General features: G+C 40.1%; 13 protein-coding genes, 1 tRNA gene and 2 pseudogenes. 6 read left to right on the forward strand and 10 right to left on the reverse strand.

Going from position 1 to position 16,488, the window contains the following annotated elements; all coding sequences use genetic code 11:
• Positions 1 to 318 precede the first annotated feature (318 nt).
• The 4 genes from AB5062_RS21130 to AB5062_RS21145 form a co-directional block, all read right to left on the reverse strand.
• Positions 319 to 1,515 (reverse strand): hypothetical protein, encoded by a 1,197-nt coding sequence (locus AB5062_RS21130; RefSeq protein WP_005845033.1) that lies wholly within the window; start codon positions 1,513 to 1,515, stop codon positions 319 to 321.
• 12 nt (positions 1,516 to 1,527) lie between these two features.
• Positions 1,528 to 1,875 (reverse strand): helix-turn-helix domain-containing protein, encoded by a 348-nt coding sequence (locus tag AB5062_RS21135; RefSeq protein ID WP_005845035.1) that lies wholly within the window; start codon positions 1,873 to 1,875, stop codon positions 1,528 to 1,530.
• A gap of 44 nt (positions 1,876 to 1,919) precedes the next feature.
• Complete coding sequence (locus tag AB5062_RS21140) at positions 1,920 to 3,305, reverse strand: ATP-binding protein (protein WP_368326972.1); 1,386 nt, start codon at positions 3,303 to 3,305, stop codon at positions 1,920 to 1,922.
• A 77-nt stretch (positions 3,306 to 3,382) separates the two neighbouring features.
• On the reverse strand, positions 3,383 to 4,222 hold the full coding sequence (locus AB5062_RS21145) for an AraC family transcriptional regulator (protein ID WP_008656803.1): 840 nt from the start codon (positions 4,220 to 4,222) through the stop codon (positions 3,383 to 3,385).
• Positions 4,223 to 4,332: 110 nt separating this feature from the next.
• On the opposite strand from AB5062_RS21145, the gene AB5062_RS21150 reads away from it, so the two are divergent.
• From AB5062_RS21150 to AB5062_RS21165, 4 genes and pseudogenes are all read left to right on the forward strand, one after another.
• Positions 4,333 to 4,929 (forward strand): sugar O-acetyltransferase, encoded by a 597-nt coding sequence (locus AB5062_RS21150; RefSeq protein ID WP_005845040.1) that lies wholly within the window; start codon positions 4,333 to 4,335, stop codon positions 4,927 to 4,929.
• 4 nt (positions 4,930 to 4,933) lie between these two features.
• Positions 4,934 to 5,572 (forward strand): HAD family hydrolase, encoded by a 639-nt coding sequence (locus AB5062_RS21155; RefSeq protein ID WP_005845042.1) that lies wholly within the window; start codon positions 4,934 to 4,936, stop codon positions 5,570 to 5,572.
• A 44-nt stretch (positions 5,573 to 5,616) separates the two neighbouring features.
• Positions 5,617 to 5,857, forward strand: a pseudogene (locus AB5062_RS21160) (hypothetical protein).
• Positions 5,811 to 6,080, forward strand: a pseudogene (locus AB5062_RS21165) (hypothetical protein); the annotation flags it as partial. The pseudogenes AB5062_RS21160 and AB5062_RS21165, both read left to right, overlap by 47 nt.
• Positions 6,081 to 6,357: 277 nt before the next feature.
• Here AB5062_RS21165 and AB5062_RS21170 read toward each other — a convergent pair.
• From AB5062_RS21170 to sppA, 5 genes are all read right to left on the reverse strand, one after another.
• Positions 6,358 to 6,430 (reverse strand) — tRNA-Phe (locus tag AB5062_RS21170).
• A gap of 117 nt (positions 6,431 to 6,547) precedes the next feature.
• Positions 6,548 to 7,588, reverse strand: coding sequence for a thiamine-phosphate kinase (gene thiL / locus AB5062_RS21175; RefSeq protein WP_005845048.1), 1,041 nt, complete (start codon positions 7,586 to 7,588; stop codon positions 6,548 to 6,550).
• Positions 7,589 to 7,592: 4 nt separating this feature from the next.
• Positions 7,593 to 8,402, reverse strand: a complete 810-nt coding sequence (locus AB5062_RS21180; RefSeq protein ID WP_005845051.1) for a purine-nucleoside phosphorylase — start codon at positions 8,400 to 8,402, stop codon at positions 7,593 to 7,595.
• On the reverse strand, positions 8,365 to 9,465 hold the full coding sequence (gene lpxK / locus AB5062_RS21185; RefSeq protein WP_005845053.1) for a tetraacyldisaccharide 4'-kinase: 1,101 nt from the start codon (positions 9,463 to 9,465) through the stop codon (positions 8,365 to 8,367). Before lpxK ends, AB5062_RS21180 begins: the two co-directional genes overlap by 38 nt.
• Positions 9,466 to 9,472: 7 nt before the next feature.
• A complete protein-coding gene (gene sppA, locus AB5062_RS21190) occupies positions 9,473 to 11,254 on the reverse strand; it encodes a signal peptide peptidase SppA (RefSeq protein ID WP_005845055.1) in 1,782 nt (593 codons plus the stop codon).
• Between the two features lie 134 nt (positions 11,255 to 11,388).
• On the opposite strand from sppA, the gene AB5062_RS21195 reads away from it, so the two are divergent.
• Together AB5062_RS21195 and AB5062_RS21200 are read left to right on the forward strand one after the other, a co-directional pair.
• Entirely contained in the window at positions 11,389 to 11,994 is a 606-nt protein-coding gene (locus tag AB5062_RS21195) for a nitroreductase family protein (RefSeq protein WP_005845057.1), read from the forward strand.
• Between the two features lie 73 nt (positions 11,995 to 12,067).
• The gene (locus AB5062_RS21200) at positions 12,068 to 14,908 is read left to right on the forward strand and encodes a bifunctional fucokinase/fucose-1-phosphate guanylyltransferase (protein WP_005845059.1); all 2,841 of its coding nucleotides are present in this window, start codon (positions 12,068 to 12,070) and stop codon (positions 14,906 to 14,908) included.
• Here the strand turns inward: AB5062_RS21200 and AB5062_RS21205 are convergent.
• Positions 14,895 to 16,034, reverse strand: a complete 1,140-nt coding sequence (locus tag AB5062_RS21205) for a glycerate kinase (RefSeq protein WP_005849477.1) — start codon at positions 16,032 to 16,034, stop codon at positions 14,895 to 14,897. The two genes, AB5062_RS21200 and AB5062_RS21205, sit on opposite strands and share 14 nt — an antisense overlap.
• Positions 16,035 to 16,488: the final 454 nt, after the last annotated feature.

Here is a 16,488-nt window from a genome sequence, read left to right on the forward strand (position 1 = left end):
CAAATGTATAAAATAAAAAATACGAGACTCATTTCTGAATCCCGTATTTCCATTTACACAAAATATTTTATAGTGCCGGAAATCAGGATTTTACTGTCTTTTTTTCTTCAAGGTGGTGCCACCAGCAACCGAAAATCGGTTTGTATAGCACTATTTCTCAATAAGTTATATCTTTCCTACGATGTAAGTCCCTTGAATAAGGTTTTCACAGCTTTGCACCGTTCAACATCAGTTTGTATCTTGGGTACGCATTTCTGAATGCAAAGATAAGTATTATTATATGAAAGCAATATTTTGCTCTTCATAATTTGAATACGGTTATCGTTTTTTCTTCCAATAAGGTTTAGTCCAAAAAGAGTACCCTGAATTGCGATAGCTTCGTTCTGGAACAGCAGCCTGTAATATTCGATCCATATCATAAGAATTGAGATAATTGTCCTTTTTAGCTATGAAAGGATCAAGCCAATCAGCTTTCTCTCTAGCCCATTGTATCTTTGCTAGCAGTTCATCATCAGTTTCACCATCTTCAATTGCATGGTTCTCAAATGCATTAATATATTCTCTTAAAATATTAGTTTTTCGAAAACGTTCAGCAGAGTATAATAGGTCTTTAAAGTCTTCTAGCTCTTTTCTTTTCTCTTCTTCGAATTCTTCTCTTTTTCGTTCTTCTTCTTTACGTCGCTTTTCTCTCTCTTCTGCTTCAATACGTTCTGTCTTTCTATTATCTGCTTCAATCTCTAGGTATGCTACTATACTAATTATTTTATCTTCGATTTTAGTATAAGCCGTATCATGAACTAGTGTTGGGCTATGAAAGCTCGAACTATGATAAATATAAAACTGTAATTCGCCAGAAAAGATATTATTATTGTTATCACAGCGATTACTGCTATTAGGATTTTGCTTTTTTCTTTCAGTTAATCTTATTTGAATTTCCTCACCATCAACAATGGCATAGGTCTGATTGTCTTTGCATTTAATACTATGTCCTCTAAAAATTAAGCCTTTTATAATTGTATCAAAAATAGATAGTGCTCTATCTAGCATATTCTCAGAAACATAGAGGTCTAACGTTTCTCTTATTTTACTTTTATAGGGATTTTTCTTTAAATATTGATTTTCTGATCGCTGTCTGAATTTTTCTTTTGTGTCGATTATTAGAGGATTTTTAGCATATAAGACTTCTGGAACCTTAAAGCATGAAATATCACCACTGCAAATTTCCAGTTCACGTTGCTTGTATGGATTTACGGATTTCTCCATTTCTACTTTAGGTTCTTTGGCTTCTTGAAGTGTTGTTGATTGAGTTGCGTTTGTTTCCTCTTGTTGGAACGGTAGAGGTGTGACTTGCTTACCATATTTCAGTTTTGCCCAATACCCCAAAGGTGGTGTGGGTATATTCATCGATTTACAGCGTTTTCTTAAACCATTATCTGAAAGACCAAAACGTTTACATATGGTTGTCATTGGCTCAGACCATACTAAGTCATATAATTCTTTGCGTGTCAGTTCCATACTGATTGAGTATTAGTAGTTTCTCTTTGATGTATATTTTTCTTGTAGAGTAGCAACACGTCCCTTCTCAACCCATTTAATTAATTCGTCCTCAAAGAAATAAACTTTGTTTCCTTGTATATAATGAGGTATGGTTCGGCTTCTGACCATTTTATTGATGCCATTTTTAGTTTGATTTAGAATTTGACATGCTTTTTCAATATTTATAGGTCTGTGCTTATCAACCCCTAAACCTAATTGTGACTCTATATGTTCAAGTAAAACTCTCATTTCAGCAATTTCATTTATAAGATAATTTACTGCTTTAGGAGTGTTTTGCAAAGTCAACTCCTCTTTATTGATTGTTTCATCAGTATTCATATGCCAAACAGTTATATTGATTAATAATGCTATGATAATGTAGCTTACTGTTGATTTATAATATAATACCCCCCCGTTTTTTGTGCCCCCCTAAACTCAATTAAACCTGATTTAACTAAAGAATTTAAGTGGCGTTTTGCTGTTGGAATACTTTTCTTTATTAATTCTGCAATCTTGGACGAATTGAGTCCAGGATATTTCTGGATTATCTTTAAAACTTCTTTCTCCTTGCTATTTACAGTATCATTTACAGTATCATTTACAGTATCATTTACAGTATCATTCTTGATACTGATACCTCTTTTGAATATAACCGTAAACATCCCGTCCGTATGAAAATCAGGCTCAGGAAGATTGGCTTCTTTCATAGCTTTTTGCATACGGGGAATGCCGGATGCCACCCTTTCAACCAAATGCATACGGGTAAACAATCCAAAGATTAATGGGTTGCGTGTCATGCTCTTGTGTCCGAAATCTTTAGCTACGATAGGCAAAAGCCCTCCGGGATTAGAAACCTCTACCCGGTCATCAAACATTTCTATTGTAATGGTTGCTCCCTGTTCGTAATAATCACGATGTGAGAGAGCGTTAATAATGGCTTCTTTAAACACAGTAAGAGGAATTTCCCAAATTTCTTCTCTTGGTCCTGCTCCCTCAATTTTATAAGCTACTTGCAGTTTACTTTCTAGCCATGCCATAGCCTGCAAATATTGTTGGTATAGTGGACCGCCAAAGGTTTTATCATCAATGATATATACTTTGGTTGTTCCTTTGAAAAGGACACATCTTGTTACTGCGTGTGGAAACTTTCGTTCAGGTTGTTTCCCAAAGAACATGGCTGTTCCATTCTTGGCTACTCCGTTATCCGTAAACAGTTCCAAATTCTCAAATATCTGTTTGTTGGCAGTCGATGGACTTAGCTTTGCTTCCGTGCGAAAGTCTTTTATCGCTTGTTCATCTGCATCTGTGTAAATGTTGAACCACGAACAAGGGATAGCATCAAAAAATATTTTGTTGCATTCCTGAAAGAAACTGCGCATTTCTTCGACAGTACGAAGTTTCTGTGAGTTTGCTCCCTCACGCACAAAGATAGAACCGGAAAATATATAAGGTTTATCTTTCCCTGATGGAACATCAATTACCCAAACTGTCTTATCCTCGATATTTACCGCATACATATCACAATGGAGAGCTGGAGATATTTCACTGATAGAGCCTTGAATGGCTGAACGTTTGTCATTTTCCAAACCTGTACCAATAATCTGTCCGTTATCATCTACGCCGATAAGCAAATATCCTCCGTCAGCATTAGCGAAAGCGCAAATTTCCTCTGTTAGTTCACGAACTTTTGAAGGTACACGAACTTTAAACTCTACATTATAGCCTTCTCCGCTATCGATAAGTGATTGTATGGTTTCTGTATTTGTCATAGACATCTATAAATATAATGCAAAAATAGTCATTTCTATTGTTTTAATAACTCTAAAAACAAGGATATATATATGGTTTACTTCAAATTGTTCTTTCTGAAATTAGAGGGGCTGCATCCTCTATACTTTTTGAAAAACTTATTAAGATGGCTCTCATCGGTAAATCCCAATTCTTCAACGATTTCACAAATTCTCATTTGACTATGTAATAATCTATTTTCTACTAACTTTAGTTTGTAGTTTAAAATGTATTGCTGCATAGTTTCATTAGTATGTTTTTTGATATATCGTCCTAAATAATTCTCCGAAATGCCAAAATGTTGGCTTATATCTTTTGCTCTGATTTTACCTGTTTTATAGATGTTTGCTTGAATATACTGCAATATGTCAAGCGATTTGTCCTCAGAGCATTCATCCACCTGTTCAGGCAAGAACATTGCGATATTGCGTGCTACCACAATAATAATCGTATTAATTATTTGTGTTATAATCTCCTTGCTGTATAAATTTCGGTTAATATATTCCCTGATAATCGCTTCAATCATGGGTTTCACCAATAGCTTATCTACTTTATTTCTTAGTATACAACCGGGTTGATGATTAGCATGTTGAAGAATAAACTCCAGTCTTTGGATATTTTCAGCACCGAAAACAGAAGAATGTATATATATGTCGTTAAACTTGATGTCGACAAACTTAGTTGTTGTATGGATTTCGAAAGAATGCGTATCTCCGGGAGTAATCATAAACAAATGTCCGTCATGATAAGGAAACATATTGTTGTTAATCCATTGGATGCCTGTTCCTGAAAGAATATATACTAATTCAAAAAAGGTATGTTCATGCTCTTTTAGCAAGGATTCGTCAAGCTCGCTAAAACTAATTTCGAATGGTTGATGTAGGTTTTCTCTTTTCATGCCATAAATATAGCCCTAAAAAACGGATTAATACCAAAATAACGAAAAATAATACCTAAAATTAGCCGAAAAATCGGTATAACTTTGCAATATATTTAAAATTATAGCTTATGAAAACTGAAATGGAAAAATGTTTGGCAGGTGAATGGTATGATTGCCACGACCCGTTTTTTATGGATTTGAAAAGTAAAGCTCATCACTTGTTGATGAAATATAATTCTTTGCCGTATGAACAAAAGACTGAAAAATATGCCGTACTAAAGGAAATGTTTGGAAGTATAGGCGCAAATGTTTCTGTCGGTCATTCGTTTATATGTGATTATGGATGCAATATACATATCGGTGATAATGTCACCGTAAATACTGGTTGTACATTTGTCGATTGCAATAAGATTACCATAGGGAACAATGTGCTGGTAGCACCTAATGTACAAATCTATACGGCAACTCACCCGGTAGAGTTTAATGAACGACTTGTATTGACAGAAACCCCGGATGGCTGTAAGTATGTCCGTCGAACTTTTGCCCTCCCTGTCATGATAGAGGATGGCTGCTGGATTGGCGGTGGAGTAATTATTTTACCGGGAGTGACAATAGGGCAAAAATGTGTGATTGGTGCAGGAAGTGTTGTAACCAAAGATATTCCGGCAAATAGCTTGGCGGTAGGAAATCCTTGCCGGGTGATACGGAAAATCAATCAAATGTAAGGTTATGATTAAATTAGTAGCCTTTGACTTAGACGGTACAATCGGAGATACAATTCCCATGTGCCTCAAAGCCTTAAAAAAGGCAGTAACTCCCTATGTTACTCTTAATGATGTATCCGAAAATGATATTTTAGAAACTTTTGGACTAAATGAAAAAGGGATGATAAAAAAACTTGTTGGTTATAATTGGGAAAATGCTTTGGATGACTTCTACGTGATATACGAACAAATGCATATAATGTGCCCTCGTCCTTTCGACGGTATAACAGAACTGATTGAGAAGTTAAAAAAGAAATCTATTCTTATTGCTTTGGTTACAGGAAAAGGAGAAAAGAGCTGTGCGATAACATTACGTCAATTTAATATGGACACGTGTTTTGATAAAGTAAAAACTGGAAATCCTTTCAAAAATAATAAAGCAGAGAATTTTAGGGAACTGCTCGCAGATTATAAATTACAACCGGATGAAATGATATATATAGGTGATACAGTTTCAGATATTGTGTCTTGTAGGGAAGTTGGAATACGATGTTTATCTGCTTCATGGATAACTTCTTGCTTAGATGCACAAAAATTAGAAGCTCACAATGCTGGGAATGTTTTTTATTCAATAGCTTCACTTGAATGCTATTTAATGGGATGACAAATATATGTGCTTAATAAAAAAACATTTAGTATTTCTATTGTATGAACAAAATATCAGATTTGAGTTTCTTTCGATTATTATCGGAATGCTCACAACGTAAAGTTTTCGGTATCAGAGTTTATGGAAGCTATTGAGGAATTGGCTATTCATTTGGCTGATTTCAGTATCAGCGAACAGGATAATAGCGTTTTATTACGCTATTTTTCATTCGGATTACATAGACTTAAATCGTATCATGTACGGTTTGAGCAAGAAAAAAATGCCTTATTTGTATCCCATTGATGAAGCGATTGGGCTACTGAACAATGAAATACGCCTTGTGGAATGGCGTATCAAGTACCCGGAGCAATTCAAATCACACTTTAACAAACAACCTTTTTCCCCTCTTTATTTGGCAGACAAAACAAATCTGATTGATATAATGGAAATTATCAGCGGTTTATTCCTTTCCAAACATATCGTCTATAAAAATGATAAACCTACTTTCTTGTCCGACTTGTCTAAAGTTACAGGCGCATAATCTATGTTTACTGCCTTTTTCATTTTTTCTATTTCTTCGTTCATTGTACCGAGCAGGGTACGCATTTCCGTCTCTTTTCCGAATACCCGTTTCAGGAGAAGTTTTGTCTTCAGAATGAAGAACAGGATGTTCATTGTTCCTGATCCCTAAGCTCGTATACCTCGTCATCCAGTCTATATTGTTGTATTTGCGTTTTGTGAGAAAACAAAAAATCCTGATTCCGTTTGGAAATCAGGATTTTACTGCCTTTTTTTCTTCAAAGTGGTGCCACCAGGAATCGAACCGGGGACACAAGGATTTTCAGTCCTTTGCTCTACCAACTGAGCTATGGCACCATTATTTCTTGTTTGCGGTTGCAAAGGTAGTGAAACTTTTTTAAACTACAAACTATTTCTAAAAAAAAACACTGATAAAAACATAAGGTGCTTATTATCAGTGTTGTTTAATTAAAATTATTTTTCTTTTAGTGGATTCCAACCTTGCGCTTTCAGCTCAAACTCTTGTCCGTCACGGGTAATCAGGGCACATCCCAGCTCCGGTTTGGTGATGTGACCAATCACTTTTATACCCTCTATAGCCGAAACTCGTTCATGCTCTGTTAAAGGTACAGTAAATAATAGCTCATAGTCCTCACCACCATTTAAAGCACATGTTGTCACATTCATATTCAGTTCTTCCGCCATTACAGCCGTTTGGTAATCAATGGGAATTCTTTCCTCGTAAATGCGACAGCCGGTATCGCTTTGTGAGCATATATGTAGCAGTTCCGAAGAAAGGCCGTCGGAAATATCCATCATAGCGGTGGGCTTGATTCCCGCTTTTGCCAGTTTCTCAATGATATCCTTACGTGCTTCAGGCTTTAACTGACGTTCCAAAATATATTCTTTTCCGGAAAAATCCGGATTTGCTTCTTTTTCTCCTTGGAAAACAGCCTTTTCACGCTCTAGAAGTTGAAGTCCCATATAAGCTCCTCCCAAGTCACCGCTGACACAAATCAAGTCTGTATCTTGTGCGCCGTTGCGATAAACCACTTTGTCCTTGTCCGCTTCACCTATGCAAGTAATACTGATGGCGAGCCCGGTTACGGATGAAGTTGTATCTCCACCCACAATATCTACATGGTGTAGTTCACAAGCCAGTTTTAGCCCATCATAGAACTGTTCTAAATCTTCAATACAAAAGCGTTTGGACAGTGCGATAGAAACTGTGATTTGTTTTGGAGTACCATTCATAGCATAAATGTCCGAGAAGTTTACGATGGCCGATTTATATCCCAAATGTTTCAATGGGGTATAAACCAAATCAAAATGTACCCCTTCCATCAGTAAGTCTGTGGTCACCAATACCTCTTTATCTTTAAATTCCAATACGGCTGCATCGTCTCCCACACCATATTGGGTTTCCGGATTTTTTAACTCGATATCCTTCGTTAGATGTTTAATGAGACCGAACTCACCTAAGGTCGCTATTTCTGTTCTGTTTATTTCCTGCATGTTCTTAAATTCGATTAATCATTTCACGCATAATGGTAGTCATGCGCGGTTGCGCTTCATCTGCCGCTTTCTGAACCTCTTCGTGTGAAACTTCCACAATTTTTCCCTCCACGCCTAGGTCGGTGATAACCGATACTCCAAACACTTTGATGCCACAATGGTTTGCTACAATAACTTCAGGAACGGTAGACATACCTACGGCGTCAGCTCCAAGAATGTGGAACATCTTGTATTCTGCCGGAGTTTCGAAGGTAGGTCCCTGTGTACCGATATATACTCCTTGTTGTACTTTGATACCTTTTTCTTTAGCGATCTCCAGTGCTTTGTCTATCAGTTCTTTGGAGTAGGCTTCACTCATATCCGGGAAACGGGGGCCGTATTCAATGTTCTTGCCGTGCAACGGATGTTCGGGAAAAAAGTTGATATGATCTCTGATAATCATCAGATCACCAATTTCAAAGTCTGCATTCGTACCTCCAGCTGCATTGGATACGAACAATGTTTTGATGCCTAATTCACGCATCACCCGTACGGGGAAAGTAACTTCTTTCATGGAGTATCCTTCATAGAAGTGGAAACGTCCTTGCATAGCCATGATGTCTTTATTACCTAATTTGCCGAAAATCAATTTACCGCTATGTCCCTCTACGGTTGAAACAGGGAAATTAGGGATATCTTTGTAACTGATCTCGTATTTATCGGTAATTTCGTGTACCAGGCTTCCTAAGCCGGTACCTAATATAATAGCAGTTTCGGGACTGGTATGCATCTTTTCTCTAAGAAAAGTTGCTGTTTCTTGAATTTTTTCTAACATAGTCGGTTATATTTGAGTTAAACAGTTCTTGTTGGTCTTGTAAAAAGGCTACCTCAATGGGCAGCATATATATATAAGGTTTCAGCATTTCGTCCATCAGTGGATGGGCTGCTAGTCGTACAGAGTCTTTTTCAGTGGTGATAATCATGCGTTTACCTTCCGGAAGTTTCATGAAACGCTTCTTTATCAGTTCCATATCTCTTGCTGTAAAGTCATGGTGGTCACTGAAAGCCAGTGACTCAATGTGCTCATTGTATGGTGATAAATCTTGAATGAGTTTTGCTGGGGAGGCTATGCCTGTCACCAATAGGATATGCTTGTCTTTTTCTATCTCTTTTAATGAAACTGCATTCCCTGCTGTAAACAACGGATGCAGCTTGCCGTATGTTAATGTTGTGAAGTAGAGCTGCTGATAGGGGTAAAGTTCCATTTGCTTGCTTAAGACTCTTAAATCCATAGGGGTGATGTCCTTAGGACATTTAGTGACAATGACAATATGTGCCCGGCTTTTTCCGTTTTCAGGTTCGCGCATTCGTCCGGCAGGCAGCAAGGTGTCTTCGCAAATCAGTCGGTGGTAATCTACTAATAAGATGTTTATTCCGGGCTTTACATATCGGTGCTGGAAAGCATCATCCAAAATAATCACTTCTGTTCCAGGGGCGATGTGACTATTGCATAACTGCTCTATGCCATGACAACGGTCCCGGTCTACTGCCATATGGATATCCGGAAACTTCTGTTTCATTTGGAAAGGTTCGTCACCTATCATCTGTACGGACGTATCCGGTCTGGCAAGTACAAAGCCTTTGGATTTGCGTTTGTAGCCGCGGCTTAGTACGGCTACTTTGTAATCTTTCTGCAATAATCTTATCAGGTATTCTGTATGGGGGGTCTTTCCGGTTCCGCCTACGGTGATGTTGCCTACCGAGATGACCGGGATATCAAACTTACGTTCTTTGTATATTCCCCAGTCAAACAATTTATTACGCAGCCATACACCGGTCCCATAAATCCATGAAACCGGATATAGCCACTTGTTTATCTTGATAAGATTACCTTCCATGTGCAATTTATTGGATATTAGGGTCAAACGGCATACGTGCCTGTATACAGTTGGCGTCTTTTATGTTCTCCAGCGCCTTGAAGCTGTTATAATAGCTTCCCAAATATTCTTTAATTTCGCTGTTTATATAATGTTTTTTCTGATTTCCCAGCAGGCTTGCGAAAATATTTTCTTTTTCAGGATAGCCGATAATACTGTAATTTTCGATACCGGCTTGGGTGGCGGCGGCATTCAATGCTTTGTCTATACCTCCCAGCTCGTCTACCAGACCAAGGTCTTTTGCCATGGCACCGGTCCATACACGGCCTTCAGCAACTTTTTCAATAGCCTCTGTAGACATTTTTCTACCTTCAGCGCAACGGTTTACGAACAGCTTGTATCCTCGGTTGACATAGTTCTGCATTAATTCTTGTTCTGATGCATTTAGCGGGCGGGTGAGAACCGGACCTAGGCTGGCACCCAAATCAGCCATTTTATTAGTTTTCACTACATCAAAATTTAGTCCTAAAGTTTCAGTAAACAGTTTCTCACCTGAATACATCATGCCGAATATGCCGATAGAACCAGTCAGCGTAGTCGGGTCAGCGAAAATGCGGTTTGCAGCGCAGGAAATGTAATAGCCTCCTGATGCAGCATAATCTCCCATAGAAACGATTACCGGTTTTTTCTCTTTCAGTCTTACTACTTCACGCCATATTTGATCTGAACCGTATGCGCTGCCACCCGGTGAGTTGACGCGTAATACAACAGCTTTTACGTCATCGTTATCACGTAATTTGCGCAGGTCTTTACACATCTTTTGTACATCAATACAATCTTCTGTGGAACTGCCGGGAGCATCCAGGATCTCGCCGTATGCATAATATACGGCTATTATATTTCCACTTTTGTCTTTGGGCACATTTTTCTTGACGTTTATCATGTCTTCTATGAAAAGACTGTTTAGTTTGTCGTTTTCGTCACGACCGCTTAATTGTTTCAGATAGGAAATAACCTCATCTTTATACATCAGGGTATCTGCCAGTTTGCATTGAATATATTCTTCTGCCTGACAAAAATCCATATATCGGTCAGCATAAGCATTCAGAGTATCTGTCGGGATGCGTCGTGAGTCGGATACATCTGCAAGAATACGATGCCAGACAGATTCCAGACATTCGGTCATCTGTTCGCGGTTGGCCGGACTCATTTCTGTAGCAATAAACGGTTCCACGGCTGATTTGTAAGTGCCCACTCTGAATACCTGTACTTCCAGTCCTAGTTTGGAAACCAGATTTTTGAAGAAAACAGGTTGCATGCCTGCTCCGTGCCATCCAATACTTCCTTGCGGATTGATAATTATTTTATCGGCCACGCTGGAAAGATAATACATCCCCTGTGCATATTGGTCTGCATAAGCAACGATGAATTTGCCGCTTTCTTTGAAATCCAGTAATGCATTGCGTATTTCCTCTAAGGAAGCGTATGATGCTTCCAGATAAGAAGGTTGGATATAAATACCCTTGATTTTGTCATTGTCTTTTGCCTTCTTGATAGAAGCTAGAATGTCATCCAAACCGTATGCTTCAAATTCTTCTCCCAAAAGTTGTTGGAGTGGGTTTTCCTGTACACGTTCGGACAAACTGCCTTTAAAGTCGAGTACGAAGATAGAGTTGTCTTTCACCACCGTTTCAGTATCCGATGAGGCGACTATGCCAACCAGAGTGATAATCCCTAGTATAGTGAACACTACGCCTGCCAGAATGACGCCGATGACGCTGGCAAACGTAAATTTTAGAAAATCTTTCATTGAATGTGTTGTTTTTAATGTTAATAATTAGCTAACAAAAATAGGTTATTGCATTGAAAAAAGCAAAAAAAGTGAACTTCTTTTGTTACCTGTTTGTTCTTCATTTATAATAACCCATAAATACGTTGTTTTATATGACAAAAAGTTTTAAGGAGGCTCTGAAAGCCCGTCGTACATTTTATCGGATCCAAAACAAATCGACATTGTCTGATAAAGAAATAAGAGATTTAATTTGTTTTGCTGTAGAATTTGTCCCCTCAGCTTTCAATTCTCAAACCACTCGTGTTGTGTTATTAACAGGTAAGGCGCATGAAAAGTTGTGGAACATTGTAAAAAATGTCTTGCGTAAGCGAGTTCCGGCTGAGGTATTTGGCAAGACCGAAGAAAAGATTGATGGCTGTTTCGCTTGTGGATATGGTACTATTCTCTATTTTGAAGATATGGCTATCGTTCGCTCTTTGCAGGAAAGTTTCCCCACTTATAAAGATAATTTCCCTATCTGGGCAGAGCAGACCGATGCTATGCATCAGTTGGCAGTCTGGACCATGCTGGAAGATGCAGGAATGGGGGCGTCTTTGCAGCATTATAATCCGCTGATTGATGATGAAGTACGTAAAGTTTGGAATTTGTCTGATGACTGGAAATTGATAGCGCAGATGCCATTCGGTGTGCCTGTTGCACAACCGGGCTTTAAGGAAGTGAAGTCATTGGATGAGCGTGTTTTTGAATTTACTGATTAAAATTCATGTCTTATCTTTTGGCTTATTAGGGGAAAATAAGCATCTTTGTGTGCAATAAAAACAAAGATGTGCTATGAAAAAATTATTATCACTTCCCCCTAATCTGGTGGAATGTTTTCATGATATAGAGAAAGCGGACCAGACAGAGTGGTTTTGTACTTCCGATCCTATAGGTAGTAAGCTAGGATCAGGCGGGGGGACTGCATGGCTGTTGGAGGCTTGTTGTCAGAAAGTAGCTCCTGACAGCGATTTTCTTACTTGGCTGGGAAAAGAAAAACGTATTTTACTTCATGCAGGCGGGCAGAGTCGTCGTTTGCCCGGATATGCGCCATCCGGCAAAATTCTTACTCCCATTCCTGTATTCCGGTGGGCCAGAGGACAACGGCTGTCACAAAATCTGCTTTCCCTCCAGCTCCCTTTATATGAACAAATCATGGAGAAAGCTCCGTCTTCTCTTCATACATTGATTGCAAGTGGAGATGTTTATATCCGTGCGGGCCAACCGCTTCAGACTATTCCTGATGCGGATGTGGTGTGTTACGGTTTATGGGTAGATCCTAATCTGGCAAAAAACCATGGTGTTTTTGTTTCTTCACGGGCTACTCCCGATAAGCTTGATTTCATGCTTCAAAAACCTTCGGTGGAGGAATTGGGGAAATTAATGCAAACCCATCTTTTTCTGATGGATATCGGAATTTGGCTGTTAAGTGACCGTGCGGTTAGTCTGTTGGTAAAACGATCTTATAAGGAAGGAAAACTCTCTTATTATGACATGTATTCTGATTTCGGACTTACATTGGGAGAGCACCCGCGTATGATGGACGATGAACTTAACAAGCTGAGTGTGGCTATTCTGCCGTTGCCCGGAGGGGAGTTTTATCATTACGGAACCAGTCGTGAACTTATTTCTTCTACATTGGCAGTACAAAATCTGGTAAACGACCAGCGGGAGATTATGCACAAGAAGGTAAAACCGCATCCGGCCATGTTTGTTCAAAATGCTGAGGTAGGTTATCAACTTACCTCACAAAATTCGGAAATATGGATAGAGAACAGTTATGTAGGAGCAGGATGGAATATCCATCACCAGACCATCATAACAGGGGTTCCCGCTAATAATTGGAACCTAGAGGTTCCGTCCGGTGTGTGTATTGATGTGGTTCCTTTTGGAGAATCTGGCTATGTAGCGCGTCCATACGGCTTCAATGATACTTTCAAGGGAGCTTTGGCTAAGGAAGAAACATATTATCAAGGAATGTCTGTAGGTGAGTGGTGTGCTGTACGCGGCATTTCGGTGGAAGAAATAGAAAACGGTCACGACTTGCAGGCCGCGCGTTTGTTTCCGGTTTGCTCATCTGTAGAGGAATTGGGAGCAGTTATGCGCTGGATGGTCTCTGAACCGGCATTACAGCAAGGAAAAGAAATATGGCAACGCTGTCGTAAGTTATCTGCCGATGATATATCTGCTTATTCTAATCTTTATCGTCTGGCAGAACAGCGTGAAGCTTTCCGGATAAAGAATTGGCCGGCATTGGCGCATAATTATGAACGAAGTGTCTTTTATCAGCTAAATTTGGAGAATGCTGCTGGAGAATTTGCTCGGTATGATCTGTCGTTGCCTGAGCCTTTATCAGAATCGGCTCCGCTGATGACACGTATCAGTGATAATATGTTCCGTGCCCGGGTGCAGCAGCTTAAGGGGCTGGCTTATCGGGAATATGAGAATGAGGCTTTTCGTTTGATGCGCGACGGACTTACTGCTTCGGCTTTAGCCAAGAGGCAGCAACCGCATTTGTCAGTGTACTCCGATCAGATTGTCTGGGGGCGTAGTCCGGTCCGTATTGATCTGGCCGGCGGATGGACGGATACTCCACCTTATTGCTTGAATGAAGGGGGGAATGTGGTGAATATTGCTATTGAGTTGAACGGGCAGCCTCCTCTACAAGTTTACGTGAAACCCTGTCGGGAGTATAAGATAATTCTTCGTTCTATAGACTTAGGCGCTATGGAAGTGGTTACAACTTACGGGGAGGTAAGGGATTTCATGCAAGTGGGATCCCCATTCTCTATACCTAAAGCGGCATTGGTGCTGGCAGGTTTCCAGCCGGGCTTTTCCACCGAATCGTATGTTTCATTGGAAGAGCAGTTGAAGGCGTTTGGCTCCGGAATGGAAATCACTCTGCTTTCTGCGATTCCTGCGGGCTCCGGTCTGGGTACAAGTTCTATTCTTGCATCAACTGTGCTGGGGGCAATCTCTGATTTTTGCGGACTGAACTGGGATAAGAACGAGATATGTAACCGTACGCTTATTTTGGAACAGTTACTGACTACCGGAGGGGGGTGGCAAGATCAATACGGAGGTGTGCTTCGTGGAGTGAAATTATTGCAGACTCATGCAGGTATGGATCAGAGTCCGTTAGTGCGCTGGTTGCCCGATTATTTGTTTACAGGTGGCGAATATCAGAAGTGCCATTTGCTTTATTACACGGGAATTACCCGTACAGCCAAAGGAATTTTAGCTGAAATCGTGCGTAGCATGTTCCTCAACTCCACAGAGCATTTGTCTATACTTGGCGGTATGAAGGGGCATGCTCTTGACTTGTACGAAGCCATTCAGCGTGGGAATTTCGATGAAATGGGGCGTTTGGTTGGTAAAAGCTGGAAGCTGAACCAAGCGTTGGATCCCGGCACTAATCCCGAGGCAGTTGAGACTATCATTCGCCGGATTGATGATTATTGCCTGGGATATAAATTGCCAGGTGCGGGGGGAGGCGGCTATCTTTATATGGTGGCTAAAGATCCTGAGGCTGCTATACGTATTCGAAGTATTCTTACTCAGAACCCACCCAACAGTTGTGCCCGTTTCGTTGATATGGCTTTGTCCGACAAAGGCTTGCAAATTAGCCGAAGCTAGTTATAACTGAATAGAGTTGGGAAACCAGCCGGGTGATATTTTCTTTAGCAAACTCCGGTTCCATTGCCTTCTCCAGGGTGATGGGGCCGGGGGCTATAGAGAATATACCTTTGAATCCCGCTTTGTTTAATTCCGGCAGGTTTTCTATACTGCCTGCCAGTACAATAACGGGAATATGTTCTTTTTGTGCTTCCTTTAGTATTCCGTATGGTACTTTTCCCATAGCTGTCTGCCGGTCTGCTTTTCCCTCGCCCGTAATAATGAGGTCTGCTCCTTTTATTTTTTCGGAGAAGTCGATGGCTTTCAATAATAATTCTGTTCCCGGTTTTAGCTCTGCGTTAAAAAAAGCCAGTAGTCCACCACCCATGCCTCCGGCTGCACCTGCACCGGGGTAGTTCGTGATATCTTTTCCTGTCGTTTTCTTTATAACTTCGGCTAATGATTGCATGCCTTCATCCAGTCTTTGCACCATATTTGAATCGGCTCCTTTTTGTTGTGCAAAGATATATGCCGCTCCGTCAGGGCCGTAGAAAGGGTTGGCTACATCACATGCTACCATGAAGTGTGTTTCTCTTAGTGCGGGATGAATACCGGATGTGTCTATGTTTGCCACGGCTTCCATTATTTGGCCTCCTGTACCTAAGGTATGCCCTGATTTGTCTAGAAAGCGGAAACCTAGTGCCTGTAGCATTCCTAATCCTGCGTCATTAGTCGCGCTTCCGCCAATACCGATTATAAAATTTCTGCATCCTTTGTTTAATGCGTCTTTTATCAATTCTCCTGTACCAAAGGTTGTTGTCAGCATAGGATTTCTTTGTTCAATAGGTACGAGAGGTAGTCCGCTGATGGCAGCCATTTCTATAATAGCTGTTCTGCCATTGCCGGACAGACCGTAATGTGTTTTTGCCATTTTCATTAGCGGTCCATGTGCCGATAAGGTTATATATTTCCCTTTAGTGGCTGTGATGAGTACGTCCAGTAAACCTTCACCGCCATCAGCGATGGGAATAACTGAAGTGTGGCAGGAAGGATTTATGCTTTTGATACCTTTTTCGGCAGCTTTTCCTGCTTCTGCTGAAGTTAGACAGCCTTTGAATGAATCGATGGCGATAATTATTTTCTTCATTGTATATCTTTATATAGTGCAAATCTACTGAAAACTTTTCTTCTTTAAATAGAACAGGTTGTCTTTTATTTGTGGATTGGAATATGTGTAGCTTGATGGATAAAGTAGATGTTTTTTGCTTTTGTCTGGGTGTAAGTATTGGTTCTTGAAGTTGATGGTGTTTCCGAACAACCGTCGAGATGTAAGAAAATGATTTTTTTTCTTCTCGGCATTTTTTTCCTACAGTTTTTCCCCAGTGTTTGCGGAGTCAGCACTTTTGAGAGCTCTGTGGTTTGTGTTTCGTAACCTGTCCGGTTTTTCTTCGGGCTTGCTTCTTTTCCGTCTTTCCTTGTTTTCCGTCTGCTATCTTCGTATGGGTCCCTTCCTTTTTCCGTCCCTATACGCGCGTGCGAATATTATAATGTGTGTGTCTTTTTCCTCCGGTGTCCTCCGTTATAAAAACATGCTTTGTAAC

This window comes from Phocaeicola sp. RTP21359st1_B8_RTP21360_211022 (assembly GCF_040911965.1).
Lineage (GTDB): Bacteria > Bacteroidota > Bacteroidia > Bacteroidales > Bacteroidaceae > Phocaeicola > Phocaeicola vulgatus.

Bases quoted from the DNA above. Each gene is read 5' to 3' on its own strand.
- AB5062_RS21130 (WP_005845033.1), bottom strand. From the start codon at position 1,515: ATGGAACTGACACGCAAAGAATTATATGACTTAGTATGGTCTGAGCCA.
- AB5062_RS21135 (WP_005845035.1), bottom strand. From the start codon at position 1,875: ATGAATACTGATGAAACAATCAATAAAGAGGAGTTGACTTTGCAAAAC.
- AB5062_RS21140 (WP_368326972.1), bottom strand. From the start codon at position 3,305: ATGACAAATACAGAAACCATACAATCACTTATCGATAGCGGAGAAGGC.
- AB5062_RS21145 (WP_008656803.1), bottom strand. From the start codon at position 4,222: ATGAAAAGAGAAAACCTACATCAACCATTCGAAATTAGTTTTAGCGAG.
- AB5062_RS21150 (WP_005845040.1), top strand. From the start codon at position 4,333: ATGAAAACTGAAATGGAAAAATGTTTGGCAGGTGAATGGTATGATTGC.
- AB5062_RS21155 (WP_005845042.1), top strand. From the start codon at position 4,934: ATGATTAAATTAGTAGCCTTTGACTTAGACGGTACAATCGGAGATACA.
- thiL (WP_005845048.1), bottom strand. From the start codon at position 7,588: ATGCAGGAAATAAACAGAACAGAAATAGCGACCTTAGGTGAGTTCGGT.
- AB5062_RS21180 (WP_005845051.1), bottom strand. From the start codon at position 8,402: ATGTTAGAAAAAATTCAAGAAACAGCAACTTTTCTTAGAGAAAAGATG.
- lpxK (WP_005845053.1), bottom strand. From the start codon at position 9,465: ATGGAAGGTAATCTTATCAAGATAAACAAGTGGCTATATCCGGTTTCA.
- sppA (WP_005845055.1), bottom strand. From the start codon at position 11,254: ATGAAAGATTTTCTAAAATTTACGTTTGCCAGCGTCATCGGCGTCATT.
- AB5062_RS21195 (WP_005845057.1), top strand. From the start codon at position 11,389: ATGACAAAAAGTTTTAAGGAGGCTCTGAAAGCCCGTCGTACATTTTAT.
- AB5062_RS21200 (WP_005845059.1), top strand. From the start codon at position 12,068: ATGAAAAAATTATTATCACTTCCCCCTAATCTGGTGGAATGTTTTCAT.
- AB5062_RS21205 (WP_005849477.1), bottom strand. From the start codon at position 16,034: ATGAAGAAAATAATTATCGCCATCGATTCATTCAAAGGCTGTCTAACT.